The 25,907-nt window shown below is 39.0% G+C and carries 21 protein-coding genes; 13 read left to right on the top strand and 8 right to left on the bottom strand.

Translation table 11 applies throughout. The annotated features are described in order from the left end of the window. Window positions 1-11: 11 nt before the first annotated feature. The 3 genes from tamB to EV694_RS09310 all read right to left on the bottom strand — a co-directional run bounded on the left by tamB (window position 12) and on the right by EV694_RS09310 (window position 8,300). Entirely contained in the window at window positions 12-3,887 is a 3,876-nt protein-coding gene (tamB, locus tag EV694_RS09320) for an autotransporter assembly complex protein TamB (protein ID WP_132691831.1), read from the bottom strand. Between the two features lies 1 nt (window position 3,888). Beyond that, a complete protein-coding gene (tamA, locus tag EV694_RS09315) occupies window positions 3,889-5,610 on the bottom strand; it encodes an autotransporter assembly complex protein TamA (RefSeq protein WP_424580060.1) in 1,722 nt (573 codons plus the stop codon). A gap of 218 nt (window positions 5,611-5,828) precedes the next feature. Continuing rightward, window positions 5,829-8,300 (bottom strand): class I adenylate cyclase, encoded by a 2,472-nt coding sequence (locus EV694_RS09310; protein ID WP_132691829.1) that lies wholly within the window; start codon window positions 8,298-8,300, stop codon window positions 5,829-5,831. Between the two features lie 269 nt (window positions 8,301-8,569). On the opposite strand from EV694_RS09310, the gene lptM reads away from it, so the two are divergent. From lptM to ilvA, 4 genes are all read left to right on the top strand, one after another. Continuing rightward, a complete protein-coding gene (gene lptM, locus EV694_RS09305) occupies window positions 8,570-8,686 on the top strand; it encodes an LPS translocon maturation chaperone LptM (protein ID WP_132691826.1) in 117 nt (38 codons plus the stop codon). A 21-nt stretch (window positions 8,687-8,707) separates the two neighbouring features. Next, entirely contained in the window at window positions 8,708-9,958 is a 1,251-nt protein-coding gene (lysA, locus tag EV694_RS09300; protein ID WP_132691824.1) for a diaminopimelate decarboxylase, read from the top strand. An 87-nt stretch (window positions 9,959-10,045) separates the two neighbouring features. Beyond that, window positions 10,046-11,749, top strand: coding sequence for a proline--tRNA ligase (proS, locus tag EV694_RS09295; protein WP_132691822.1), 1,704 nt, complete (start codon window positions 10,046-10,048; stop codon window positions 11,747-11,749). A gap of 79 nt (window positions 11,750-11,828) precedes the next feature. Then, a complete protein-coding gene (gene ilvA, locus EV694_RS09290) occupies window positions 11,829-13,364 on the top strand; it encodes a threonine ammonia-lyase, biosynthetic (RefSeq protein ID WP_132691820.1) in 1,536 nt (511 codons plus the stop codon). Window positions 13,365-13,413: 49 nt separating this feature from the next. On the opposite strand, the gene EV694_RS09285 is transcribed toward ilvA, so the two are convergent. Next, complete coding sequence (locus EV694_RS09285) at window positions 13,414-14,865, bottom strand: aminoacyl-histidine dipeptidase (RefSeq protein ID WP_132691818.1); 1,452 nt, start codon at window positions 14,863-14,865, stop codon at window positions 13,414-13,416. Window positions 14,866-15,031: 166 nt separating this feature from the next. Here EV694_RS09285 and gpt point away from each other — a divergent pair, with 166 nt between their 5' ends. Then, window positions 15,032-15,493, top strand: a complete 462-nt coding sequence (gpt, locus tag EV694_RS09280) for a xanthine phosphoribosyltransferase (RefSeq protein WP_132691816.1) — start codon at window positions 15,032-15,034, stop codon at window positions 15,491-15,493. Between the two features lie 58 nt (window positions 15,494-15,551). Here the strand turns inward: gpt and yqfB are convergent, their stop codons facing one another. Further along, window positions 15,552-15,866: a N(4)-acetylcytidine aminohydrolase gene (yqfB, locus tag EV694_RS09275; protein WP_132691814.1), complete on the bottom strand. Its 315-nt coding sequence runs from the start codon at window positions 15,864-15,866 to the stop codon at window positions 15,552-15,554. Window positions 15,867-15,918: 52 nt separating this feature from the next. Here yqfB and EV694_RS09270 point away from each other — a divergent pair, with 52 nt between their 5' ends. After that, entirely contained in the window at window positions 15,919-16,422 is a 504-nt protein-coding gene (locus tag EV694_RS09270) for a DUF2301 domain-containing membrane protein (RefSeq protein WP_132691812.1), read from the top strand. Here the strand turns inward: EV694_RS09270 and rsmD are convergent. Then, window positions 16,419-17,036: a 16S rRNA (guanine(966)-N(2))-methyltransferase RsmD gene (gene rsmD, locus EV694_RS09265; RefSeq protein ID WP_132691810.1), complete on the bottom strand. Its 618-nt coding sequence runs from the start codon at window positions 17,034-17,036 to the stop codon at window positions 16,419-16,421. The two genes, EV694_RS09270 and rsmD, sit on opposite strands and share 4 nt — an antisense overlap. An 87-nt stretch (window positions 17,037-17,123) precedes the next feature. Here rsmD and ftsY point away from each other — a divergent pair, with 87 nt between their 5' ends. The 7 genes from ftsY to narQ all read left to right on the top strand — a co-directional run bounded on the left by ftsY (window position 17,124) and on the right by narQ (window position 24,343). Continuing rightward, complete coding sequence (gene ftsY / locus EV694_RS09260) at window positions 17,124-18,512, top strand: signal recognition particle-docking protein FtsY (RefSeq protein WP_132691808.1); 1,389 nt, start codon at window positions 17,124-17,126, stop codon at window positions 18,510-18,512. 3 nt (window positions 18,513-18,515) lie between these two features. Beyond that, the gene (gene ftsE, locus EV694_RS09255; RefSeq protein ID WP_132691806.1) at window positions 18,516-19,166 is read left to right on the top strand and encodes a cell division ATP-binding protein FtsE; all 651 of its coding nucleotides are present in this window, start codon (window positions 18,516-18,518) and stop codon (window positions 19,164-19,166) included. A gap of 9 nt (window positions 19,167-19,175) precedes the next feature. After that, window positions 19,176-20,102 (top strand): permease-like cell division protein FtsX, encoded by a 927-nt coding sequence (ftsX, locus tag EV694_RS09250; protein ID WP_132691804.1) that lies wholly within the window; start codon window positions 19,176-19,178, stop codon window positions 20,100-20,102. Next, complete coding sequence (gene murB, locus EV694_RS09245; protein WP_132691975.1) at window positions 20,102-21,127, top strand: UDP-N-acetylmuramate dehydrogenase; 1,026 nt, start codon at window positions 20,102-20,104, stop codon at window positions 21,125-21,127. The genes ftsX and murB overlap by 1 nt, the downstream gene beginning before the upstream one ends. Before the next feature lie 18 nt (window positions 21,128-21,145). After that, window positions 21,146-21,463 (top strand): DUF2322 family protein, encoded by a 318-nt coding sequence (locus tag EV694_RS09240; protein WP_132691802.1) that lies wholly within the window; start codon window positions 21,146-21,148, stop codon window positions 21,461-21,463. A 150-nt stretch (window positions 21,464-21,613) separates the two neighbouring features. Beyond that, window positions 21,614-22,462 carry an RNA polymerase sigma factor RpoH gene (gene rpoH / locus EV694_RS09235; protein WP_132691800.1) on the top strand — a complete coding sequence of 283 codons (849 nt, stop codon included), beginning with the start codon at window positions 21,614-21,616 and terminating at the stop codon, window positions 22,460-22,462. A gap of 192 nt (window positions 22,463-22,654) precedes the next feature. Further along, window positions 22,655-24,343 carry a nitrate/nitrite two-component system sensor histidine kinase NarQ gene (gene narQ / locus EV694_RS09230; RefSeq protein ID WP_132691798.1) on the top strand — a complete coding sequence of 563 codons (1,689 nt, stop codon included), beginning with the start codon at window positions 22,655-22,657 and terminating at the stop codon, window positions 24,341-24,343. A 16-nt stretch (window positions 24,344-24,359) separates the two neighbouring features. On the opposite strand, the gene fabR is transcribed toward narQ, so the two are convergent. Continuing rightward, window positions 24,360-24,986 carry an HTH-type transcriptional repressor FabR gene (fabR, locus tag EV694_RS09225; protein ID WP_132691796.1) on the bottom strand — a complete coding sequence of 209 codons (627 nt, stop codon included), beginning with the start codon at window positions 24,984-24,986 and terminating at the stop codon, window positions 24,360-24,362. 6 nt (window positions 24,987-24,992) lie between these two features. Then, window positions 24,993-25,904, bottom strand: coding sequence for a DNA-binding transcriptional regulator OxyR (gene oxyR, locus EV694_RS09220; RefSeq protein ID WP_132691794.1), 912 nt, complete (start codon window positions 25,902-25,904; stop codon window positions 24,993-24,995). Between the last annotated feature and the right edge of the window lie 3 nt (window positions 25,905-25,907).

Here is a 25,907-nt window from a genome sequence, read left to right as displayed (position 1 = left end):
TTCAATACTCGTTAGAATTCAAATTGATACAATATATCAAAGGCTTGGTTTACGCCAGAAACGGATTGTAAATATAAGCGTGGCATTAGGCGATATTTTACGGTAAATTCGGCTAAGCCATCAAAAAGCCCTACGCCGTATTTAACTTGTAATCTTGGTGTAATGTATCCACTGACAACAACCTGTGAGCTATCGCCAATACCTTGTGTGCCTAAATTGAGATCTTGAATCCCAAAGGTTTCTCCGATTCCGCCAATCAATTTACCACTTTTCGCTAAACCTAGCCCCAAGAGTGCTGCCCCTACTGAGCTACCCGAGCCGGCTTCGCCGCTGTTTTCTAATGAACGCCCCGTTAATAAATAGGATAAGGCTTGATCTTGCGACATACTTGGTTCAGAAAAAATGGTCACTTCAGGAGAGTCTGCTAATCCCACGACTTTCACACCAGCAGTAACGCTACTGTCTTCCATCACTTCAGGATTTCTAATCGCTTCAATATTCAATAAAGGTTGAGAGGGTAAACCAGAGAAACTAATTTGCCCTTTACGAATAAGCAAATCTTGCCCAAAGGAACTATAACGACCATTTTGTAGATTAATTTGACCATATAACCCTAAATTTCCTTTTTCTTGTCGAACGGATAGGATACCTTTTAGCCCTGTTTTTAATCCATAAGCATCAAGTTGTACATTATCGCCAATCTGAATTTTTAAATCCGATTGTATTAACATTCCTGCTGGCTGTTCTGTTTGGCGAGGAAGATTGATTTTAGCTGTAGGTGTTTTATCTAAAATCACTTCATCACTACTGACGGATACCGCACTTTCTGGGAGTTGTTCAATATTAATTCTTGCCCAAGGAATATTCACTTCACCTGAGAGACTTAATAATTTTGGTGTAGCAGAAACCTGAATATCGGGGCTAATACGCAAACGCGCCATATTAGGAATATCCACTTCAAACTCATTGGCTTTCGCACTGACTTCCGCCGTCCAACGTTCTAAATCACGCCAACTTGCCGATCCCTCTAAGTTTAAGCGGTTATTATTTTCGCTTTCGATCATCCCCTGTAAGCTAGAACTATTGCCGTTGAATTGAATGGCTAATTGTCCGTTAGTAATAGGCACGGGAAGGGCGATCATCGCAAGTTTTAATTGGTCAAGTTCAATTTTGCCGTTGAGCAAAGGCGCTTGCAAATCTCCAGCAAAACGTAAATTAGCATTTAACTCGCCTTTGATACTATCGCCACGGGTTAATAATTGATCGAATAAGGCTAAATTAAGCTGATCTAATACCAATGTTCCCCCTAACTGACGACGCTGTGCAATATCGTTAATCTGTAGGTTAGTATTTAATCGCCCATTATTCGCTAATTGTAATGCCGTATTGACCGTTAGATTATTTTCTTGCAAGCGAGTATCTAAACTCAATGATGTCATTGCTAAATCAAAGGAACGGTAATCAATTTTTTGATTTAATGCGAGATTTTTGCCTTCAATTTTTAGCGTTAAATCAAGGGGCTTATCAGTAAACCAGCTGACTTGTCCTTGGCTGGTTAATTGCCCTTTGAGTAAATTAGCTTGTTCGGTAAGCTGATTGACAATGGCAAGGTTTAAGCGTGGAATAGTGAAATGAATTTCGCCATTTTCGCCGAGTGTCAAAGGTTTTGAAAAACAAAGTTCAAGATTAGGGTTATCCCAACAATGAGGAGACACCGTTGCTAAGAGATCAAGATGATGATAGTCAATGGTAATGGCTTTGTTATTACTTATCTGCCCTATCGGAGAATGAATATCGAGATGTTTAAGATCACCTTGCCAAGTTTGCTCTGCACGAGAAAAATGCCCACTGAGATCTAAGTTGGCATAGAAAGGTTGCCCTTGTGAGCGTAATTGTAATTGATGTTGTTGTTCATTACCACTTAACTGTAATTGGGCTGAGTTGAGTTTTATCTCATCAAATTGAAATTGGCGTAAGCTAAGATCAAGATTACCTTGAATCTGTTGTTGGCTTGTAATATGACTTGTGAGACGAATATCCGCAATGGAAAGCTGTTGAAAACGAATATTTTTACCAGCTAAATCAATATCTACATTAGGCTCATTAATATCGCCTTTAATATTCATATAGCCCATTAAATTCGCGGATAAATGGGGCAATAAACCTGTTAAATTAGGGGCATTGATCTCCAGTTTTAAATCTGATTGCTGATTTAAATGCCCTTGTAAATGCAGGCTGTTTTTACCATAATTCAGTACAAATTGTGGAATATTGATTAATTCACTTTTGTTAGCGGTAAAATGACCTTGCAGATCTAAGGGTTGCCCATTAATACGCCCTTGTAAATTGAGTTTGTTTACTGCAATTTGCCAATCATCTGTATGAGCATAGCCTGTGGTACTGAGTTGACCTGATAATAAGGCTCGCCAATCTTGGCTTAATTCTGCACTATTGATTTGCTGAATAGTCAAATCATTTTGCCAAGCTAAACCCTTATGCCAATCAAGTTCACCGTTCATTTCCATACTTCCGCCAAGGGTTTTTAGCAGAAATTGTTTAATTTGTGCTTGGGTTAATCCGCCTTGTAAGCCCATAGCCAGCTGTGCTTTGGGTATGCCCATTCCTTGTACTTGTCCATTAAAATCAAGATGATAATCCAAGAGATTACCCTGTGCTAATAATTGAATCCCCTTGGTCGTTAAAGGATCTTTGCCACTTGCCGGATAACGCCAATCAGAGAGGTTAAATTGTAGTTGAAAAGGCGTTTTCGCTTGATTAAGTTCCGCTTGTGCATTGAGTTCAGCCTTTAAGCCCCCTTGGCTAATGAGAGACAATTGGGTTTGTTTAAGCAGATTGCCTGTTAAATGTAGGGCAAGTTTGGTGTCTGGCAATAAAACCTGTTGTTCATTTTTTATCGCATTAAGGGTGCTATTAAGATGAAAATCCAGTGGGAAATCTTGTTGTAATTGAATTTGCCCCGTTCCTTCAAGATTGCCCAAGGAGCTATTAATCACTAAGGTGTTTAATTGAACATTATCATCAACAGCTTTTGCTTGTAGTTGCAATGTTGGTACCGTAATCTGTTGTAAAACCTGTTCGCCATCGGTTTGTTGATAAGACCAATTTGTCCCTTCAATATTCACAATATGGAAATCAAAAGGCAGCTGCACTTGAGCTAAATTAGCTAAGAGCGGTTGTTGTAAACGCTGTTCTATTTGTTGCCAATCTGTAGGGGTTGTTGGATTAGAGTGGCTGTCAGTTAAATCCAATTCGGTAGTGGGGGCTACTTGTTGATGAATCTGTAACTGACGAATTTCTGTTGGTGCAAGGGTTAAACCAGATTCATTATTTAAACTGACCGCACTTTTGAATGTTGCCAAGCTAATTTGTTGGTTATCAATATGAAGTAATAATTGTTCAATGGCGAGATGATCCGCTTGTAAACTAATGGGTAAATCAATCCGTTGCATTGTTGTATCAGCATTGGTTTCTGTCTCATCAGAAGATAAAAAAGCGGTATCAATATGAATTTGTGGCTGGTTTAAACTAAGATCTTGTAGGCAAATTTTTCGTTGCCATAAACAATGCAAATCAAGTTGTAAACGTCCTTGAGCAAGGGTAACCTCAATCCCTTCGGTGCGATAATGCACATTTTCTAGCACTAGCCCTTCTTGTAAGCCACCGCTTACATTGCCAATGCTTAAACTGTCTAACCATTTATCACTCAGTTTAATAAGTGCCACTTGACCTCGGCTTGTCATTAGCAATAAAAGCAGAATAAAAATAAAGCTAATAATGACCGCACTTATTCCGCAAAGAATACGGCGACACCAAGTTTTTTTACGATGTTTATTGTCTGTTTTCGCTGTGTTATGTTGTTCTGTCATATTAAAGTTCTGACCCTAAACCAATATAAAATTGAATGTTGCGACTATTATCTTTATCACGAATAGGTGTAGCGATATCTAATTTTATCGCGCCGACAGGTGATGCCCAGCGAACCCCCATTCCTGCGCCATAGCGTAACTCATTCGTAGCAAAACTGTCTGCCGCTAAGCCTGAATCAAAGAAAGAGGCAACCCACCATTTCGGATAAACTTGATATTGATATTCCAAACTGGCAGTAGCTAAACGAGAACCTCCGATCAATTCACCGTCCGCATTTTTAGGCGAGATTTTTTTGTAACCATAACCTCGAACACTGCGATCTCCCCCCGCAAAAAAACGCAAAGCAGGCGGGATACGTTCTAAATTATTGGTATTTAACCAACCCACCTCACCACGTACATAAATACGATGATTTTCAGCAAAGGTACGAATCCAAGCGGTAGAAGCACGCAAACTAATAAAATTCACATCGGATAGCCACATTTTATTGCCGACATCAAGGCTAATGTTTTGTGCATCCCCCCAAGTTGGGAATAAGCCCCCTCTTAATCTTGTACGATTTAAGCCTAAGCTAGGATAAACTAAGAAAGTATCATTGGTAACATCCGCTTGCGTATAGGAATCATAACGCAATCTTAGCCCACCAGAATATTGCCAACCGCTTTCCCTATTCCAATAGCGTAAAGCGCTAAAGGTTGTCGCTAATGAATCCGTATCATTATCTCTTTCTCGCTCAACCCCTGTGGCAAATTCATAATAATAACGTAATGGATTTTTTAATAAGGGCATTTTATAGCTGGCTTCTAAAGTTTGCTTAGGGGCAGATAAATAAAGATTTGCCCCAACACTATGCCCTCGACTATTAATCCAAGGGCGTTTCCAGCTAGCTTGTAAACGAGGCCCAACATCAGAAGAATAGCCTACACCTAGCTCAATACTGGTTTTTTTACGAGGATAAAGTAAAACATCAAGATTGACGATCTTATCTTCACTGTCTAATTGAGGTTGAATCAATACAGAACTAAACCAGTTTGAGGAAGAAAAATCATTGGTTAATGTTGAAAGATCATTGAGTAAATAAGGTTCGCCTGCTTTAATTTTTAAAATATTACGCAAGTAATCCTCACGAATTTGCGAATGTTCAAAGCGAATTTGCCCATAATGATAACGTTCACCGCTATCAAAAACCAAACGCCACCAAGCCTGCCCAGTGGAAGGCATCACCTCAAGGCGATGGACTAAAAAACTCGCATCAAAATAACCACGCCTTAAGGCTAAGGTTTGCAATTCACTTTTATAATCATCATAGGTACCGTGATTTAATAGCGTGCCAATCTTAGGGGTCTGCTCCGCAACTTGTTCAAAGGCAGGATCTTGACGAGCCTGCCCCAAAATATCCACATCAATACCAGCGATTTTGACCGCTGTCCCCAGTTTTACGGTTGCAATCAACAAATTATTTGTTAATTGGTAATTTACTGTTGAATTATAGTACCCTTCAGCCCGTAATGCCTTATCAATGGCGTCTGTCACTAGACTTTCATAGCGAGGGGAACCATCAGCTTCTTCCTTACTAATATTATTGACATAAAGATTGACATTTTCCTTGAGCCGAGAATTATCAATCCCCTCTACTCGTAATTCAACCCGTTGCTCCGCCATCGCTACGGATAAGCCACAAGCAAGAACAAATGCCAAGAGACACTGAGATGACTTGGACAAGCTAAACCTCACTCACTATTTCATACATTTAACGTTAAAAATCTGTGACTAAGTTTACCTGTTCAAGGCAAGGATTGCCAATAAATATAGTGAAATTGTTTATTATCGTCGCCTTACTTAAAATTAAAACAACAATATTCTTTAAGTGCGGTGTGTTTTGGGGAAATTTTTTGTTGTTTCGCTTAAAGTAATGCCGCGTTGACACAGAGCACTAATGTTTATTCATAATGAGATTGACTATGAAATGGCAAAATACGCGTTAATGTACCCTGATGTAGAATTTGATAAAACTGTGGATAATTAAAGTTATGTTGCACAATATTATAGGGATTATCCTGTTTATCTATGCCTGAAGAGGTATAAATATGATTAATTTGCTTAATTTTTGCTTCTTTCTTACCTGTACAGTGGCGATAGATTTCTAAATGATTAAGTTCATCAAGAATATAAACATTAAAGGTGCGATCAGGATTATCCTCAAAAAAGAATTGTAAAAACCCCTCACTGGCAAAATTATCAATTTCATAAGGATAATGTTGATGTTCAGACAAAGGGACATCAGCAGTTTGCGTTTTACGACAAGAGGATTCTTCATTATTAGGCTTATGTGATGTAATTTCTTTTAGATTAATGCCGCGATCTGCAAAAAAGAGTTGCCAAGTTTTGCCGGCTACACGCAAAATATTAAGGGGTTGTTCATTATTCCCCTGTAAGCATTTTTTTAACAAGCCTAATACGGATTGCCCTAACTCTTGATGATAATAACGGCTATAACAAAACACATTTATTTTTGGCAAGGTAGCGTGTTTATGGATTTTGTTGGCAAGTACTTTTAATGCCGACAAAATGGCATTTGTACCTTCAAAATGCAAAGTACGCACCTCGTTCCAAAGATTACGATAAATAAGATCAATGCTGCCTACTAGGCTTTGCTGTTCTGGTCCAAAACTAAATAAATCGCTTTGCTTAATAGCTTGTTTGGAATTATCTGACGCCAATTTTTTAGTCGGATCGGACACGAGATTCACCGCCACCATAAGATTTTTTATTTCACAAGAATGATATAAATCTTCATGGCTCGCAGGGGGAACATTAACCGCAAAAGACAAACGTAAATCGGTAACAAATTGACGTAAAACATCAAGGCTAACATTTTTGCTTGAAATATATAACTGAGTATTAGCGGTTAATAAGCCATTAAAATATGCCCAAGACACTAATTTATGCAGATTTGGATTATATTCCACATAACGTAAACGGGATAATTCAGTAATTTTAGGGGCTTGATTGACGACATACCACCCATCTTTCATCACTTGGCTATTTCTTACCTCAATAAAGGTTAAATGCGGTTCAGATAAATCTTTAGAAATCTGTGGATTAAGCAAGGTAACCTTGCCAGCAAGTTCTTCAAAGGCGGTATAGAGTTTACGCGTTAAAATACTAATATCTTGCGGCATAATGCTATCATCAACCTTATGTTTATGGGCAAAATTCACTAAGTTACGATAACTCAACATTAAGACTTGCACTAATTCATTATAAATACGTTTAACTTGTTTAATTTTCCACGCATCACGTGCATTTAAGGTGTCAGTCGTTTCTTTTGACCATTGCCAAGAATGAATTAAAGACAATAAGGCCTCATTACGCCAATGGGGTTGGCGCTCATATTGAGCATCAATATTGGCTTTAACATAAAAACATTGGCGTACGAAATCTAAACGTTTGTCATCTTGAATTTGGCTTAAATATTGGGTCACTTTTTCCAACATTGCAAGATAAGAGTCAAAATGATTAACTGCCGTATCGCCATTGAGTAAACGGCGTTTAAACTCCACCGCAATGAGTTGAGTATTTGGGTATTCCCAAGAATAGGCTTCCAATAATAAAATCTTAATAACCGCTTTATAGGGAGAATCAATTCCCTTGTAAAGTTGCCAAAGGGTTGCTCCTAAATATTCATTTGCCGATAATTTTCCCAAGCCTCCAAAATCTACCCAATCATCAAGATTAATTTGCCCTTGTTGTACTAAATCTTGTACCTCGTTTTCATAATCCTGCTCATTTTTCACCGCTAAATGTAACCATAACAAAGGCTTACCTGCTAATCTAATGGTAGAGCGATAAAATTCATCTAACAATAAAATATGCTGTGCCGAACCACTATTTTCATCGGTCAACGCATCCGCATATTGAAAGGAACGGAAACGTTGTTGATCCATTAAAAATAAATTCATATCAATGGCAAAGGTTTTTGCCCAATTTTGTAATGCTTTAAGTTTTGCTAACAACCTTTGTCGCTCAACAACAGACAAACCATCTTGGTGGCAAACCCAAATATCCAAATCAGATTCTGATGTTTGTGTGATTGAGGCAATGCTTCCCATCACATAAACCCCATTAATAGCAGGATTATCACAAGATTGTTTCAACAAATGCTCTTGTTCTTGAGGAGAAAGTTGTTGAGAAAGATAATGTTGCTGATAAGCCGATAACTGAAAATGGGCAATCCCTGCGGGGCTATCGGCTAAATAACCCGGCAAACGAGGGTGGTTGATATGTAATAATAGTGGAAGCAGCTGAAAAATATGCCTAAATTCATTAGACGCACCTAATAATGCCAAGGTTGTCCTTTCTTTTTCTAATGTTGAAACATATTTTCTCGCTAGAGCCAGATCATATTTCAAAGGGCTATCCTAACCTAATTTTTCATTCCATCATCATTGATGATATGCCAATCAGTTCTGTCTTGACTTAGAAATGTTGTTATAAATTTTTATTGGCAATAACTGCCTAAACTCTATCATTTTCATTTAAAGAGGTAAAGATAATAAACTGTTCCAGATCATTTTTTATAGAAATAGGTTGAGAGTTTTCTATGGGCATTTTCAACCCAAACATTTTAACGTAAAATGTTCAGCTAGCTTAAAATTGGTGAAGAGAATAGAGGCAAAAAATGGTAAAAAAACTCACCGCACTTTTATTAATTAGCATATTTGGATTGACTTTATCTGCTTGTGGCGTAAAAGGCCCACTTTATTTCCCTGAACAGCAACAACAAGAAACGAATTAAACAATCATTAGGATCATATTTATGGATTTTTTTCAGTATCAACAGGATCAATTAATGGCGGAGCAGTTGTCGGTGGGGCAGCTTGCTGAACAGTTCGGTACGCCACTTTATATTTATTCCAAAGCCACCCTTGAGCGTCATTGGTATGCTTTTGATAATGCTTTTGGCGATTATCCTCATCTTATTTGTTTTGCGGTGAAATCCTGTCCCAATATTGCGGTATTGCAAGTGATGGCGAAACTTGGCTCGGGATTTGATATTGTGTCGCAAGGTGAGTTGGAGCGTGTGCTAACGGCTGGGGGAGAGGCAAGTAAGATAGTGTTTTCTGGCGTAGCAAAAACGGAACAAGAAATTGAGCGTGCTTTGCAGGTGGGGATTCGCTGTTTTAATGTGGAGTCGGAGGCAGAGTTGATGCGTATTAATCAGGTGGCTGCTCGTTTAGATAAAATCGCACCGATTTCTTTGCGAGTAAATCCTGATGTTGATGCGCATACGCATCCTTATATTTCTACAGGTTTGAAAGAAAATAAATTTGGTATTAGTGTTGATCAAGCTCGTGCTGTTTATGGCAAAGCCCGTCAATTATCCCATATTCACATTGTGGGAATGGATTGCCATATTGGTTCGCAATTAACAGAGATAAAACCTTTTCTTGATGCGACGGATCGTTTGATTGTTTTAATGGAGCAGTTAAAGCAAGATGGTATTGTGTTACAACATCTTGATCTTGGTGGTGGCTTGGGTGTCACTTATGATAATGAACAGCCGCCACACCCAACAGAATATGCTAAAGCCTTATTGGAGAAGTTGCGTGATTATCAGCTGGAAATTATTCTTGAGCCAGGGCGTGCCATTACGGCAAATGCGGGGATTTTAGTGATGAAAGTTGAGTATCTCAAAAGCCACGAAGATCGCCATTTTGCTATTGTTGATGCGGGTATGAATGATATGATTCGTCCAGCATTGTATCAGGCTTATATGAAAATTATTGAGGTTGATCGCCGTTTAGTACGAGAAAAACGCTTGTATGATGTGGTTGGGCCGATTTGTGAAACATCGGATTTTTTAGGTAAACAACGTCCTTTAGCCATTGCACAAGGGGATTTTATTGCGCAACGTTCTGCAGGTGCTTATGGGGCAAGTATGTCGTCAAATTATAATTCTCATCCACTTACGGCGGAAGTGATGGTGGATGGTGAACAAGCCCATTTGATTAGACGTCGTCAAACCTTTAATGAATTATGGCAATTAGAACAGCTGATTGAAGCATAAAAAATTGTCGAGAAATTGACCGCACTTTTTTGCCCATTATATGAGAATATGAATAATGGGCGTAATGTTTAATTAGGAATAACGCAAATGAAAACAAGCCAATATTTATTTTCTACCCTTAAAGAAACCCCAAATGATGCACAAATTGTGAGTCATCAATTAATGTTGCGTGCTGGTATGATTCGTCCACTGGCATCAGGACTTTATACTTGGTTACCGACGGGGATAAGAGTCTTAAAGAAAGTGGAAAATATTGTGCGTGAAGAAATGAACAAATGCGCCTTAGAAATTGAAATGCCAGTGGTACAACCAGCGGAATTATGGCAAGAGTCAGGGCGTTGGGAGCAATATGGACCTGAATTATTGCGTTTTAAAGATCGTGGTGATCGTGAGTTTATTATTAGCCCAACTGCTGAAGAGGCGATTACGGATTTAGTTCGCCGTGAAGTCAGTTCTTATAAACAATTACCCTTAAATTTCTATCAAATTCGGACAAAATTCCGTGATGAAATTCGTCCTCGCTTTGGCATTATGCGTTCTCGTGAGTTTTTAATGAAAGATGCTTATTCTTTCCATACGGATCACGCCAGTTTGCAACAAACTTATGAGGTAATGTATCAAACTTATAGCAATATTTTTAACCGTTTAGGCTTAGATTTTCGTGCGGTACAAGCGGATACTGGCTCTATTGGTGGTTCTGCCTCGCACGAGTTCCAAGTATTAGCCCAAAGTGGCGAAGATGATATTGTGTTTTCCAGCGAAAGCGATTTTGCCGCCAATATTGAATTAGCCGAAGCTTTGCCATTAGGGGAGCGAGGGCAAGCCACTGAAGCATTACGTTTAGTGGATACGCCAAATGCTAAAACCATTGCGGAATTGGTTGAGCAATTCAATGTGCCGATTGAGAAAACCGTAAAAACCTTGATTGTACGAGCCAGTGAACAATGTGAACAGGATTTTGTGGCATTGTTAGTGCGTGGTGATCACGAATTAAATGAAATCAAAGCAGAAAAAGTGGATCTGGTTGCCAGTCCTTTACAATTTGCCACTGAGCAAGAAATTCGTCAGACTATCGGTGCAGGACCGGGATCATTAGGGCCGTTAAACTTGCCAATCCCTGTGGTGATTGATCGTACCGTTGCCAATATGGATAACTTCTCGGCAGGCGCAAATATTGATGATAAACATTATTTTGGCATTAACTGGGAACGTGATTTAGCCACGCCACAAATTGCGGATTTACGCAATGTGGTCGAGGGTGATCCAAGTCCAGATGGCAAAGGGTATTTGCAGATTAGACGGGGTATTGAAGTCGGGCATATTTTCCAATTAGGGCAAAAATATTCGGCGGCAATGAATGCCACTGTGCAAGGTGAAGACGGTAAACCTTTGATTATGACAATGGGATGTTATGGTATCGGTATTAGCCGTGTGGTTGCCGCTGCCATTGAGCAAAATCACGATGAGCGAGGCATTATTTGGCCTGATGCTATAGCACCATTTAAATTGGCGATTGTCCCAATGAATATGCATAAATCGCCGAATGTACAACAATTTGCTGAACAACTTTATGCGGATTTAACTCAACAAGGTATTGAAGTGATTTTTGATGATCGTAAAGAACGCCCGGGCGTGATGTTTGCGGATATGGAGTTAATCGGTGTACCGCATATGTTAGTGATTGGCGAAAAAAACCTTGCTAATGGCGAAATTGAATATAAAAACCGCCGCACAGGCGAGAAGAAAATGATTGCTCAAGCACAATTAACAGAATTTTTAGCCAATTTATAATGTTACACCATAAAAATTCTGATAAAACGCACCGCACTTGGTTGGTGCGTTTTAATCTAATAAACAGAAAGGAAATAAAATGTCAGAACAATATGCCGAACAGTTAACAGGGGCAGATTATCTACGAGCGATTTTAACCGCAAAAGTGTATGAACTGGCACAGGTTACGCCATTACAGCCTATGCCAAAATTATCAGAACGTTTAGCCAATCAAATTTTGGTAAAACGTGAAGATCGTCAACCTGTGCATAGCTTTAAATTGCGTGGTGCTTATGCAATGATCGCGGGTTTAAGCGAGCAACAAAAGGAAAAAGGGGTCATTGCCGCCTCCGCAGGCAACCACGCTCAAGGGGTGGCGTTATCGGCGAAACATCTTGGCTTAAAAGCCTTGATTGTGATGCCACAAAATACCCCAAGTATTAAAGTGGAAGCCGTGAAGGGCTATGGTGGCGAAGTGCTACTTTATGGGGCGAATTTTGATGAAGCCAAAGCCAAAGCCATTGAATTATCACAAAGCAAAAATATGACCTTTATTCCGCCCTTTGATCATCCTGCGGTCATCGCTGGGCAAGGCTCATTGGCAATGGAATTATTGCAACAATATCCCCATATTGATCGTATTTTTGTGCCAGCCGGTGGCGGTGGTTTATTGGCAGGCATTGCGGTTTTCATTAAACAATTAATGCCAGAGATTAAAGTTATTGGCGTTGAATCAAAGGATTCAGCCTGTTTATATGCTGCCTTACAAGCTGGCAAACCTGTAGATTTAGAACGAGTGGGTTTATTTGCTGATGGCGTGGCAGTAAAACGCATTGGCGATGAAACCTTCCGCTTATGCCAACAATATGTTGATGATATGGTGTTGGTAGATAATGACGAAATTTGTGCTGCCTTGAAAGATTTATTTGAAAATGTACGGGCAGTTGCCGAACCATCAGGGGCATTATCCCTTGCAGGGCTTAAAAAATATGTGAAACAACACCATATTCAAGGGGAAACCTTAGTCAATATTTTATCAGGAGCAAATCTTAATTTTCATACCTTGCGTTATGTTTCTGAACGTTGCGAAATTGGCGAAAAACAAGAAGCCTTATTAGCCGTAACCATTCCTGAACAAAAAGGCAGTTTCTTACGCTTTGCCAATTTAATCGCCAATTATGCGGTAACTGAATTTAACTATCGCTATACCGATGAACAAAAAGCCTGTATTTTTGTTGGGGTAAGAAGTAAAGGTGAGCAAGAAAAAGAGAATATTATCAAACAATTACAACAAAATGGCTATGATGTGGTTGATATGTCCGATGATGATGTGGCAAAAACCCATATTCGCTATATGATCGGCGGACGCCGAGCCAGCCGTCTCACAGAACGCCTTTATTCCTTTGAATTTCCAGAGCAAAAAGGGGCATTAATTAAATTCTTAGAAACCCTTGGCACACACTGGAATATTTCCTTATTCCACTACCGAGCCCATGGTGCAGACTACGGCAATATTTTAGCGGGTTTTCATATTGATGACGCTAGCCTTAACGCCTTTAATCAACATTTAGAAGACCTAGGCTATACTTATCAAGATGTAACAAATAGCCCAGCTTATCGGTATTTTTTGGGGTAAAATTTAATTTATAGTCGTTTCAATTCAAAATGAAACGACTATATTGTTTCTAGGCTTTCGGTGCTTGTGCCAAAATTTGAGTTAATAACTGCCAATAGGTTTGTACCGCAGGAATATGCACTTTCTCATCAGGCGAATGAGCATTTAAAATGGTTGGGCCAATAGACACGACATCAATATTAGGATATTTTTGTTTAATTAAGCCACATTCTAGCCCTGCGTGAATAACCTTTATCACCGTTTCATAGCCTAAAATATCATCATAAATTAATTTGGTTAATTGCATAATTTCTGAGTCTTTTTGTGGTGCCCAGCCGGGGTAATCGCCACTAAATTCCACCTTGCCGCCAACCAATGCCATTAAGGCTATGAGCTGATTTTTCACTTCTTGTTTACCGCTTTCAATTAAGGAGCGTAGCAAAATAATGGCTTTTACCTTATTTTGTTCCGTCAATAAAATGCCTGTACTTAATGAGGTTTCTACCACATCAGGTACAACATCACTATTGCGGATAACGCCATTCGGTAAACAGGTTAACCATTGAATAATTTTATGGGTTGAGGATTGGCTAAACACTTGATTTGGCAATGGTTTATCCACCAGGTTAAGTTGTAATTGCGGTTCTGCGATGGCTAATTCTTGTTGCAGTAAAATTTTTAAATTTTCCACCGCACTTTGTAATTGATTTGGCTTTTCAGCAAAAACTAAGGTAGCAAAAGCCTCACGAGGAATAGCATTGCGTACTGAGCCACCTGTAATATCCGCTAAGCAAAAGTTCACTTGTGTTTGTAAATTTGTGAGTATGCGAGCCAATAATTTGATCGCATTTACCCGTCCAGTATGAATATCACAACCTGAATGCCCGCCTTGTAAGCCAGTTAATTGTAATTGATAACAATAAGGAAAGGCATTGGTTTGCCATTCAACTGGCACTTCGGCATTGGCATTAAGTCCACCTGCACAGCCCATATAAATTTCGCCATTTTCTTCGGTATCCGTATTAATCATAATTGGACTAGTGAGCCAATTTGGACGTAAACCTATGGCTCCTTCCATACCAGCCTCTTCGGTCATCGTTAATAAGACTTCTAATGCAGGATGGGCCAGATCATCACTATCTAATACCGCTAAGGCTGAAGCCAAACCAATACCGTTATCAGCACCAAGCGTAGTCCCTTTTGCTTTAACCCATTCGCCATCAATATAAGGCTCAATGGGATCTGTCAGAAAATTATGCTGAGAATTTGTATTCGCTTGTGGCACCATATCTAAATGGGCTTGTAAAGCAATACCTTTACGGTTTTCATATCCTTGAGTAGCAGGTTTACGAATTAAAATATTGCCCGCTTCATCTTGTTCAACAAAAAGGCCTTTTGTTTTTGCCCAATCAATAATAAATTGAGCCAGTTGTTGTTCGTGGTAAGAAGGATGAGGAATTGCACAAATTTGGGCAAACCATTGCCATAATAATTTAGGTTGTAAGGATTGTAATTCTGTCATTATTTCTCCTAAGATGATTGGATCATGGTTATTGTTTGGGATATTTTGCTAAAAATGCGGATAATCACTGCAAATTGGCAAAAATTTTACAGAAATAATAGCATGAAATCCAATTTCAGGTTATCCTTACCCAATTTTATTTAAAACTAACAATAAGGTGTGTCTTATGAGTGAAAAATATGTGGTAACTTGGGATATGTTCCATATGCATGCCCGTAAATTAGCTGAAGGGCTATTGCCTGCTTCGCAATGGAAAGGCATTGTTGCTGTTAGCCGTGGCGGTTTATTTTCCGCTGGTGTGCTTGCCCGAGAATTAGGTATTCGTTATGTGGAAACCGTTTGTATTGCCAGTTACGATCATGATCAACAAAGTGAATTAAAAGTATTACATAAAGCAGACATTGGTGATGGCGAAGGATTTGTGATTGTTGATGATTTAGTGGATACAGGCAACACAGCACGAGCAATTCGCGAAATGTACCCTAAAGCCCGTTTTGTTACGGTTTTTGCCAAACCCGCAGGGGCAGAATTGGTAGACGATTATATTATCAGTATCCCGCAAAATACTTGGATTGAACAACCTTGGGATATGGGCATTTCTTTTGTACCACCACTTTCGCGTAAGTGATTTGTTATAGTGTTAATAATTGTAAAAGATAAAGTGCGGTCAATTTTGACCGCATTTTTTATGTTTTTATTAACTGGTAATGAATGACGTAAAATGTTTCTATATTGGGATAAATTTCTCGAATGAGCTGTTTAAGGCTGATTAAGTCCATATTTTCTTGTTGAGCATGAGTTTGATTAATTTGATCAAATTGAATAGGAGTAACAGATAAAATTTTAATTTTAGCAAACCATTCATATTGTTCTAAGGTATAGACATCTACAATGGTGTTAGGTTGATAATGGCTTTCTTTAATATCACGAATAGTGATGGTTTTACTACCGTTCAGAATATTTTGCTTGAAACGAGTAAAAAACGTAATTTCTTTTGTCATTCTTTTTCCTTTCTTTTAAGATAATCCCATCGTTTATTTCTGAGGAAAACTTATGGCAGATCCACATATTCAATCGCCGATGGATAGTTGGGATTATATCAGTGTGATAATTTATCGTTTAGGGTTTGTGATCGCAACCTTTGCGATGCCGTTGTTGCCTTATTATCCCCAAGCGGAGTTGGCGATGTTGGTTGCGGCAACCTGTTGTGCTTCTTGTTTGCATATTTATTTGAAAAAATTCCGTTTTATTTTGCAAATGGCAAGTTGGGTGGCTTTATTAAGTTATGCCTTTGGTTTCCCTGCTATTGCCTTAGGTGGTGCGTTTTTTACCCTGGGTGGACTATGTTTTAAAGAACATTTTTGTTTTCGAATTATGGGGTTAAATTTTCAACCTATTTTATTGGCAATATTCTGGTTCAGTTTGCAATGGCATTGGCAGAGTATTCAACTTATTTTATCGCTGATAATTACCGCCCTTTTGTTGTTATTAAGCATACAAAAATGGCGGATGCCGTTACATTTTGATATTGGCGATAAAAGAAAATATCAGGTTTAGTAATTTATCGTCGTTTGATCCGTCAGTTGATATAGCCGATAGCTTACCATACCTGTTGTTTTTTGTTTATGTAATTGCCAATGGGGTGGGACTTGCAAGGATAAGCCTTTTTCCGTTTCTACATAAATCAAGGCGTTAGGGGCAAGCCATTGATATTGATGAAGTCTATCAATCGCCTGTTGAGCAAGATTATGATGAAAAGGCGGATCGAGGAATACAAGGTCAAAGTGCGGTTGATTTTGCGATTGTTTTAGCCAATCTAAGCTATTTTGTTGAATAACTTTGGCTTGTTCAGGCGTGCATTTTAATTGTTGTAGGTTTTGTTGTAATTGTTTAGCCACGCTTTTTTCATATTCAATAAAGGTAACGGATTTTGCTTGGCGTGATAAGGCTTCAAAGCCTAATGATCCGCTGCCTGCAAAGCAATCTAAACAGCGACTGTCCACAATATAAGGCATTAACCAATTAAACAGGGTTTCTTTTACTCGGTCGCCTGTGGGGCGTAATCCTTCCGCCATTAAAACAGGGAGTTTACGTCCTCGCCATTGTCCTGCAATAATTCGTACTTCGCCTTTATTTGTGCTTGATTTGCTATTTTGTTGATTTTTTTTCATGGCTGATAGGTAAATAAATGATAAACTAACGGCATTTTATCTATTTTGGTAAAATCCATCAATTTTATTTAGACAGGTGTATTGTATATGGCAGATGAAAAGAAAAAAGGCGGTTTTTGGTCTTGGTTTGGTTTAGGTAAAAAACAAAAGACTGAGGAACAACAAGACAAAGAACAGGTTGCTCAGGAGCAAGAAGAAGAGAGACTTGTTGAGCAAGAGCAAGAGCAAGAGCAAGAGCAAGAGCAAGAGCAAGAAATTATCCCTGAATTGAATGAAATTGTTGAGAATTTTGCTAAAGAAGAAGGGAATTTGCCTTTAGAAGAGAACAGTACGGCATTAGAACCTGTGGAGGTTGAACAGGTTATGCCCGAAAGCATTGAGATTAATGAAGAACAAACTGAGGAAAGCGTACAAAGTGCGGTGCAAAATCAGGATATTTTGCTTGAACAAGCGGTAACATTATCCTCAGATGATGTGCAAGAACAAGAACAAGAACAAGAACAAGAACAAGAACAAGAAATTAGCACGCTAACGCAAGAAAAACCAAGCGAGGGCGGTTTTTTTAGCCGTTTAGTCAAGGGATTATTAAAAACCAAGCAAAATATTGGTGTTGGTTTTCGCCGTTTATTTCGGGGTAAAAAAATTGATGATGAGTTATTTGAGGAGCTGGAAGAACAGCTATTAATCGCTGATATTGGTATGCCAACTACCACGAAAATTATCAATAATTTAACGGCACACGCCAGCCGTCAGCAATTACAAGATGCGGAGTTGTTATATCAACAATTAAAACAGGAAATGGCGGATATTCTTAAACCTGTTGAGCAACCATTGTGTATTGATGAACATAAAAAACCTTATGTGATTTTAATGGTTGGGGTCAATGGTGTTGGTAAAACCACGACTATTGGTAAGTTAGCTCGTCAATTCCAGCAACAAGGCAAATCAGTGATGTTGGCAGCAGGCGATACTTTCCGAGCGGCGGCGGTGGAGCAATTACAGGTTTGGGGAGAGCGTAATCATATTCCTGTGGTGGCACAAAGTACTGGTGCGGACTCCGCTTCGGTTATTTATGATGCGATGCAATCCGCCGCGGCACGCAATATTGATATTTTGATCGCCGATACCGCAGGGCGTTTGCAAAATAAAAACAATTTGATGGACGAATTGAAAAAAATTGTGCGAGTGATGAAAAAATATGATGACACTGCTCCACATGAAATTATGCTAACCCTCGATGCGGGAACAGGGCAAAATGCCATTTCACAAGCTAAACTCTTCCACGAAGCGGTAGGGCTGACAGGCATTAGTTTAACCAAGTTGGACGGTACTGCCAAAGGTGGTGTGATTTTTGCCATTGCGGATCAGTTTAAGTTACCTATTCGTTATATTGGCGTGGGCGAGAAAATTGAGGATTTACGCCCATTCCAAGCTGAACAATTTATTGACGCATTATTTACCCAAGAAGAAGATTAGAAAATGATTCGATTTGCGAATGTGAGTAAGGCTTATCGTGGTGGTAAACCCGCCTTACAGGGACTAAATTTCCATTTACCTGTGGGAAGTATGACTTATTTAATTGGGCATTCTGGGGCAGGTAAAAGTACCTTGTTAAAACTCATTATGGGAATTGAACGGGCAAATGGCGGTAAAATTTGGTTTAATGGCCATGATATTACGCGTTTATCTAAACACGAAATCCCTTTTTTACGCCGTCAAATTGGTATGGTGCATCAAGATTATCGTTTGTTATCCGATCGTTCGGTGTTGGATAATGTGTCATTACCGTTGATTATTAACGGTATGCACCCCAATGAAATCAAGCGGCGAGCGAGTGCTGCCCTTGATCGTGTTGGTTTATTAAATCGTGCTCATCATTTACCGCTTTATTTATCTGGTGGTGAACAGCAACGTGTGGATATTGCTCGCGCCATTGTGAACCGTCCGCAATTATTGCTAGCGGATGAACCAACAGGAAATTTAGATGAAACCTTATCATTAGAGATTTTTTCCTTGTTTGAAGAGTTTAATCGTGCAGGGGTAACAGTATTAATTGCTACCCACGATCTCAATATTATTCAACAAAAACCCAAACCTTGTTTAGTCCTTGAGCAAGGGCATTTACGCTAGGAAGTTGTTATGAGTCGCCGTATTAATGCCCCCTTCTGGTTACAAATGGATTATGTTATTCGTGCCGTATGGGCGGATATGATGAAAAAGAAATTTGGTACATTCTTTACCATTCTTGTGATTACCGTATCTTTAACCATTCCAACAGTGAGTTATCTACTCTGGAAAAATACCCATTTAGCTGCCACGCAATTTTCCCCTGAAAGTCAATTAACAGTTTATTTGCATAAAAATCTGTCAGAACAAGATGCGAATCACGTGGTGGAAAAAATCCGTGCAGAAACAGGGGTGGAATCATTGCAATATATTTCACGTCAAGAAAGCCTTAACCAATTTAGAAGCTGGTCAGGATTTGGCGAGGAATTGGATATTTTAGATGATAATCCCTTACCTGCGGTGGTAATGATTCAACCGCTTGCGGATTATAATGAACCGAATAAACGCAACGCCTTACGCAATAACTTGATGAAAATCAAAGGGGTTGATGAAGTGCGTTTGGATAGTGATTGGTTAGAAAAATTAACCGCATTAACTTGGTTAATTGCTCACGTAGCGATTTTTTGTGCGGTATTAATGGCCGTTGCAGTATGTTTAGTGATTGGTAATAGTATTCGTACCGATGTGTATAGTAGCCTTGCCAGTATTGAAGTGTCTAAATTATTAGGGGCAACAGAACAATTTATTTTACGTCCTTTTTTATGCACTGGGATCATTTATGGATTAAGCGGCGGCATTTTTGCTTGCTTATTAAGCAGTTTATTAATTGGCTATTTTACCAGTGCGGTGCAATATGTGGCGGATATTTTCGCCGTACAATTTGAATTAAACGGCTTAAATTTTAGTGAAACCTTATTTTTATTAATGATTTGTGCGGTCATTGGTTATGTGTCTGCTTGGTTATCCGCCAGCCGTTATTTAAATCAAGAGGTACAATGATGGTAAGTTTACAACCTTGGCATACCTTTGGTTTGCCAGTAAAAGCAAAAAATTTGGTAAAACTGACCGCACTTTCTGAATTAAATCACCTTTGGCAACAAGCACAAGCGGCACATCAGCCTCTGTTATTTTTAGGGCAAGGGAGCAATGTTTTATTCACGCAAGATTTTGCAGGTACAGTAATCATCAATCAATTAAAAGGCATTGCGCATAGACAAGATCCCAATTTTCATTACTTACATATACAAGCAGGGGAGAACTGGCATCAATTAGTCCAATGGAGTTTACAACAAGGTATTGCAGGACTTGAAAACCTCGCCTTAATTCCGGGTTGTGCAGGCACTGCTCCGATTCAAAATATTGGGGCCTATGGGGTTGAGTTTGAGCGATTTTGTGATTATGTTGATGTATTAGATTTAAACCATAATGAGGTTATCCGCTTAACGGCGAAAGATTGCCAGTTTGGTTATCGTGAGAGCATTTTTAAACATCAATATGCACAGGGCTATTTTATTTGTGCCGTTGGATTAAAATTAGCTAAACAATGGCAACCCGTATTGGATTACGGGCCTTTAGCACAACTCGCATCAAATTCCGTCACAGCACAACAGATTTTTCAACAAGTTTGTTATATTCGCCAAACGAAATTGCCAGATCCTACGCAATTTGGTAACGCAGGGAGCTTTTTTAAAAACCCTACGGTGGCAAAAAGCCTTGCTGATACCCTAAAACAACAATACCCTAGTATGCCTTATTTTCCTCAAGGCAATGAGCAAGTTAAATTAGCCGCAGGCTGGCTTATTGACCAATGTCAGTTAAAAGGTTTCCGTTTAGGCGGTGCTGCGGTACATCAACAACAAGCATTAGTCTTGATTAACCAAGATAACGCAAGCAGCCAAGATGTGGTAGAATTAGCCCGTTATGTCCACCAACAAGTGGGCAAACAATTTGGCATTTGGTTACAACCTGAAGTCCGTTTCATTGGTGAAACAGGGGAAATCGATGCGCTAGAGTTGATAAGTTAATCTATAATAGGAGAAATAATGAAAGACTTTAAACAAATTCTTGACACCTTACCAAGCATTGAACATTTATCGGGATTGAGCGTCTTATCTGGCGATACTGTTGTACAATATATCCCAGCTTTAGAAGGCAAGCTCGGTTCATTAAAAGTCTATAATGCGTTAGCACAAGAATTTAATGGTAAACTTGACCCTATTTCGGCACAAAAAGGCTTAGAGCTTTTTGCGGAACATACCACAGATGCCAGAGAACATCTCGGTAAACATCCGAATATTGATTTATTATTTCGTGTGATTGACGAAGATATTTGTTATCAGTTAGTGCCTGATGAGAAGTAAGATGACAGGGTATAACGGGAACTTTCTTCTTGTTATTGCGTCTAAGTAACGTATGGAAAAGAGAAGAGGTTCATTTCCTACTTTGACCCTCGTTAAAATTATGTTATAACAACGAGGTAATTTTTTTATTAGTATTTAAGAAGGAAAATAATGAATAAAGAAACACAAACAATGATGCTTGTTCCTCAAGGTAGCCTTGAAGGTTATATTCGTGCTGCCAATGAATATCCGATGCTGAGTGCAGAGGAAGAGAAGAGCTTGACTGAACGTTTGTACTATCACGAAGATGTAGAAGCGGCGAAAAAGCTCATTCTTTCTCATCTGCGTTTCGTTATTCATGTGGCGCGTGGTTATTCGGGTTATGGCTTGCCACAAGCGGATTTAATTCAAGAAGGAAATATTGGTTTAATGAAAGCCGTTAAACGTTTTAACCCTGAAGTCGGGGTGCGTTTAGTGTCTTTTGCGGTACATTGGATTAAAGCGGAAATCCACGAATATGTGTTGCGTAATTGGCGTATTGTGAAAGTTGCCACGACCAAAGCACAACGTAAACTCTTTTTTAATTTAAGAAAAACCAAACAGCGTTTAGGCTGGTTTAGTGATAAAGAAGTTAATCTAATTGCGGATGAGCTTGGTGTGAGTGCCAAAGATGTGGTGGAAATGGAATCTCGTATGACGGGATCGGATTTGGCGTTTGACTTACCTAATGAAGAGAATGATGAGGACGTTTATTCTCCTTCATTATATTTGGAAGATAAACATTCAAATTTTGCGGCTGAATTAGAAAATGAGAATTATGAGAGCCAAGCGACCGAAGAGCTTACGACAGCATTATCAACCTTAGATGCTCGTAGTCAGGATATTATTAAGGCACGCTGGTTAGATGAAAACAAAGCAACCTTACATGATTTAGCGGCGAAATATCATGTTTCTGCGGAGCGGATTCGTCAGCTTGAAAGTAATGCCTTGAAAAAATTAAAAAGTGCGGTCAGTTTTTAAGAAATTTTTTCTTTTAGCGAGAAACCTATATGTTAATCACATATAGGTTTTTTTATTTTGATTGTATCGCCGTTCCACTATATAGCCATTTCAATGTATAGTCGTTTCATTTTAAAGTGGGACGACTATAAACCTTAAAGTCAAGTTATGGTAGCATAATCAAGTTTTCTTTTGGTTTAACGGAAATTTATTGTGAAAATTAAACATTCTGTTTCAACACGTATTGCAAATTATCTCTTCATTATTATTGTCTTTGCTAGCATTATTACTTCATTAAGTTTAGCCATTATGGCAAGTAATAAATCTGATGCAGAATTGATTAATGTGTCAGGATCTTTGCGTATGCAAAGTTATCGTTTAATTTATACTATGCAATATTATCCCTCTCAGGTTGAGCAGGACTTACGCCGTTACCGAGTAAGCCTACATTCACAAGCCTTAGTGGATCTGAATAATCATTTTTTGGTGTCAGAGAATGTTAAACAAGCGTATCGTAATTTAATCCAGCGTTGGCAAGTGATGGAGCATTATGTACGCACAAATAATCAACAGGCTTATCGTGCCAATATTGCCGATTATGTGGATCAAGTGGATCAGTTTGTTTATACCTTGCAACAATATGCGGAAAAGAAATTAATTATTGTGGTAGTGATTATTTGTGTTTCTATGTTATTGATTGTGGCAATGGTTTCCTATGTTATTTTTTATACCCGTAAACAAGTGGTCATTCCGTTACATCAGCTTGCCAAAGCCAGCGGACAGGTGCAAATGGGGATATTTAATCATGTGAAATTAAATACCGAAAAAGAAGATGAATTAGGTATGTTGGCTCGTGTATTTACCAAAATGGCAAATGATTTGCACAAACTTTATTATTCTCTTGAGCAGCAGGTTGATGAAAAAACCAAAAAATTAAGCCAAATTAACCGCACTTTATCCACATTATATTATTGTTCACAGCAATTAAGTCGCCACGAGTTAAATCAAAGTTTGCTAAAACAAGTATTATCACAAGTTTATGCCAATGAACATTTGCGTTATCTTGATATTGAAATTTATCAACAGCCACAATTAACTTGTCGGCTAGGCGAGCCGGTAACGGATTATCCTTGGCAATGTGAACATATTATGGTGGAGGGCGAATGTTTAGGTGAATTACGCTGGCAGGCAGGATTTCCTTGTCCTGATAAGCGGACGATAGAAAATGTGGTGCAAATGTTGGCTCGTTCGTTGTACTTTAGCCAAACGCAACGTCAGCAACAACAACTATTACTGATGGAAGAACGTTCTATTATCGCTCGAGAACTTCATGATTCTTTGGCACAAGTCTTATCTTTTTTACAGATTCAATTAACCCTATTAAAACACAACACAAAAGACAATTCCGCTCAAGCTCAAGAAAAACGTTTGGCTATCATTGCTGAGTTTGAACAAGCCCTGCGTGATGGGTATATACAATTACGTGAGCTTCTCGCTACTTTCCGTTTAACCATTCAAGAGGCAAATTTAACCTTGGCATTAGAGCAGGTTATCGCCTCATTACAAAGCCAAACCACAATGAACATTCATTTAGATTGTTCGCTTCCTTCACAAACTTTTAATGCACAGCAACAAGTCCATGCGTTACAAATTGTGCGAGAGGCGATTTTAAATGCGATTAAACATTCGCAAGGTACGGATATTTATGTGATTGCCCATACTAATGAGGAGGGCGAACGTGAAATTATGATAAGAGACAATGGTGTAGGTATTGCCTCTTTACAAGAACCAGAAGGGCATTATGGTCTTAATATTATGCAGGAACGTGCAAACCAGTTAAACGCCACATTATCGATTTCTCAAGCCCATCAAGGTGGCACATTGGTGTGTATTCGCTTATAACGAACGCCTTGTATTGCTATGTCTTATGATCGGTCTGGTATTTTTCGTGGGCAAACATTGCCCCCTTTGCCAACATACGTAATTGTAGAATCACACGCTCTTTGAGCTGTAAGCGTTCTTTATTGTTCATATCTAAGGCATTGGATCCTGCGGTAAACACAATGGTCACCATACCTTCTGCTTGCACATAAGCTAACTCAGCAGGAATATGATTTTTATTCGCAATATATTCGGCTAATTCATCAACAAAATGCTTACTTTCTCGTGCCGCTGCGGTACGAAATTCCAATGATGTTCCTGAACTTTCGCGCAATAATAAACGAAAAACATTGGGGCTATTATGAATAAACTCAAAAAAGGTATCCACAGAAATAACAATAACACTTCCCCCATTTTCAATACGTTTACGAGCCTGTCGCATTAGCTGACGTAACATTAACCCAGCTTCATCCACCATGGTTAAACCTAGCTCGTCCATATCCCGAAAATGACGATAAAAAGAGGTGGGGGCAATGCCTGCCTCACGGGCTACTTCGCGTAAACTAAGATTAGAAAAACTTTTCTCGGCACTAAGCTGATTAAAGGCGGCATCCACCAATGCTCGCCGCGTTTTTTCTTTTTGAATCGCACGAATACCGACCATAACTGCCTACGACACCTGATGAGAATGAATAATAGGATCAATAACCTCGCTAATGGTTGTTGCCACTTTTTCATATCGATTACGCAACGGTGATCCGGGGCGATAAGCCAATGCAATAGCACGAGAAGGCTCAGGTGAAGCACAACGAATATATTTTACCCCACTGCGTTCACGCTCATTAAGCACCGCCAATTCTGGCATTAATGTCACCCCCGCATTAGCGGCCACCATATTGCGTAAGGTCTCCAAACTGGTCGCTTGGAAATGGGCATTCTCTTTTGCACCAGCTGCAAAACAATAACCAAGCGTTTGTTCACGCAAACAATGCCCATCATCAAGCATTAACATTTCTAAACCATTTAGCTTATCCATACTAATGTTTTGCTCCTTTGCCCAAGGGTGATTTTCTGGTACTGCTAATAACATACTTTCTTCAAAAAGTGGCATTTCAATAAAGGCTTCTGATTCTGGCACACGAGCAAGAATCGCACAATCTAATTGCCCTGTTTCTAATTGTTCTAGTAATTGACGTGTTTGAGCCTCATACAAATAAAGTTCTAACTCAGGAAAGGCCTGTTTTAATGTTGGAACAATATAGGGTAACAAATAAGGTCCAATGGTCGGAATAATACCGATATGTAAAGGCCCCGTCATATCTTTACCTTGATTGCTCGCCATTTCTCGTAACAGTTTCACTTCTCGTAAAATAGTGCGTGCTTGCTCTACCAATAATAACCCTGATTGCGTGAACAACACCTTGCGACTGGTTCTTTCTAATAATATAATACCCAACTCATCTTCAAGTTTTCTAATTTGCCCACTCAGAGTAGGTTGGCTAACATGACAAGCATCGGCGGCTCGACGAAAATGTTTATATTCTGCTAATGCAACTAAATATTCAAGATCACGGATATTCATGAT

Origin of the sequence: Volucribacter psittacicida (genome assembly GCF_004339025.1) — a bacterium.
GTDB lineage: Bacteria > Pseudomonadota > Gammaproteobacteria > Enterobacterales > Pasteurellaceae > Volucribacter > Volucribacter psittacicida.
Note: the sequence above shows the minus strand (reverse complement) of the source record. Positions and strands in the feature narration are given on the sequence as shown.

What these genes read in the sequence shown, in the direction of transcription:
- tamB (WP_132691831.1), bottom strand. Translation starts at nt 3,887, where the DNA reads ATGACAGAACAACATAACACAGCGAAAACAGACAATAAACATCGTAAA.
- lptM (WP_132691826.1), top strand. Translation starts at nt 8,570, where the DNA reads ATGGTAAAAAAACTCACCGCACTTTTATTAATTAGCATATTTGGATTG.
- lysA (WP_132691824.1), top strand. Translation starts at nt 8,708, where the DNA reads ATGGATTTTTTTCAGTATCAACAGGATCAATTAATGGCGGAGCAGTTG.
- proS (WP_132691822.1), top strand. Translation starts at nt 10,046, where the DNA reads ATGAAAACAAGCCAATATTTATTTTCTACCCTTAAAGAAACCCCAAAT.
- ilvA (WP_132691820.1), top strand. Translation starts at nt 11,829, where the DNA reads ATGTCAGAACAATATGCCGAACAGTTAACAGGGGCAGATTATCTACGA.
- EV694_RS09285 (WP_132691818.1), bottom strand. Translation starts at nt 14,865, where the DNA reads ATGACAGAATTACAATCCTTACAACCTAAATTATTATGGCAATGGTTT.
- gpt (WP_132691816.1), top strand. Translation starts at nt 15,032, where the DNA reads ATGAGTGAAAAATATGTGGTAACTTGGGATATGTTCCATATGCATGCC.
- yqfB (WP_132691814.1), bottom strand. Translation starts at nt 15,866, where the DNA reads ATGACAAAAGAAATTACGTTTTTTACTCGTTTCAAGCAAAATATTCTG.
- EV694_RS09270 (WP_132691812.1), top strand. Translation starts at nt 15,919, where the DNA reads ATGGCAGATCCACATATTCAATCGCCGATGGATAGTTGGGATTATATC.
- rsmD (WP_132691810.1), bottom strand. Translation starts at nt 17,036, where the DNA reads ATGAAAAAAAATCAACAAAATAGCAAATCAAGCACAAATAAAGGCGAA.
- ftsY (WP_132691808.1), top strand. Translation starts at nt 17,124, where the DNA reads ATGGCAGATGAAAAGAAAAAAGGCGGTTTTTGGTCTTGGTTTGGTTTA.
- ftsE (WP_132691806.1), top strand. Translation starts at nt 18,516, where the DNA reads ATGATTCGATTTGCGAATGTGAGTAAGGCTTATCGTGGTGGTAAACCC.
- ftsX (WP_132691804.1), top strand. Translation starts at nt 19,176, where the DNA reads ATGAGTCGCCGTATTAATGCCCCCTTCTGGTTACAAATGGATTATGTT.
- murB (WP_132691975.1), top strand. Translation starts at nt 20,102, where the DNA reads ATGGTAAGTTTACAACCTTGGCATACCTTTGGTTTGCCAGTAAAAGCA.
- EV694_RS09240 (WP_132691802.1), top strand. Translation starts at nt 21,146, where the DNA reads ATGAAAGACTTTAAACAAATTCTTGACACCTTACCAAGCATTGAACAT.
- rpoH (WP_132691800.1), top strand. Translation starts at nt 21,614, where the DNA reads ATGAATAAAGAAACACAAACAATGATGCTTGTTCCTCAAGGTAGCCTT.
- fabR (WP_132691796.1), bottom strand. Translation starts at nt 24,986, where the DNA reads ATGGTCGGTATTCGTGCGATTCAAAAAGAAAAAACGCGGCGAGCATTG.
- oxyR (WP_132691794.1), bottom strand. Translation starts at nt 25,904, where the DNA reads ATGAATATCCGTGATCTTGAATATTTAGTTGCATTAGCAGAATATAAA.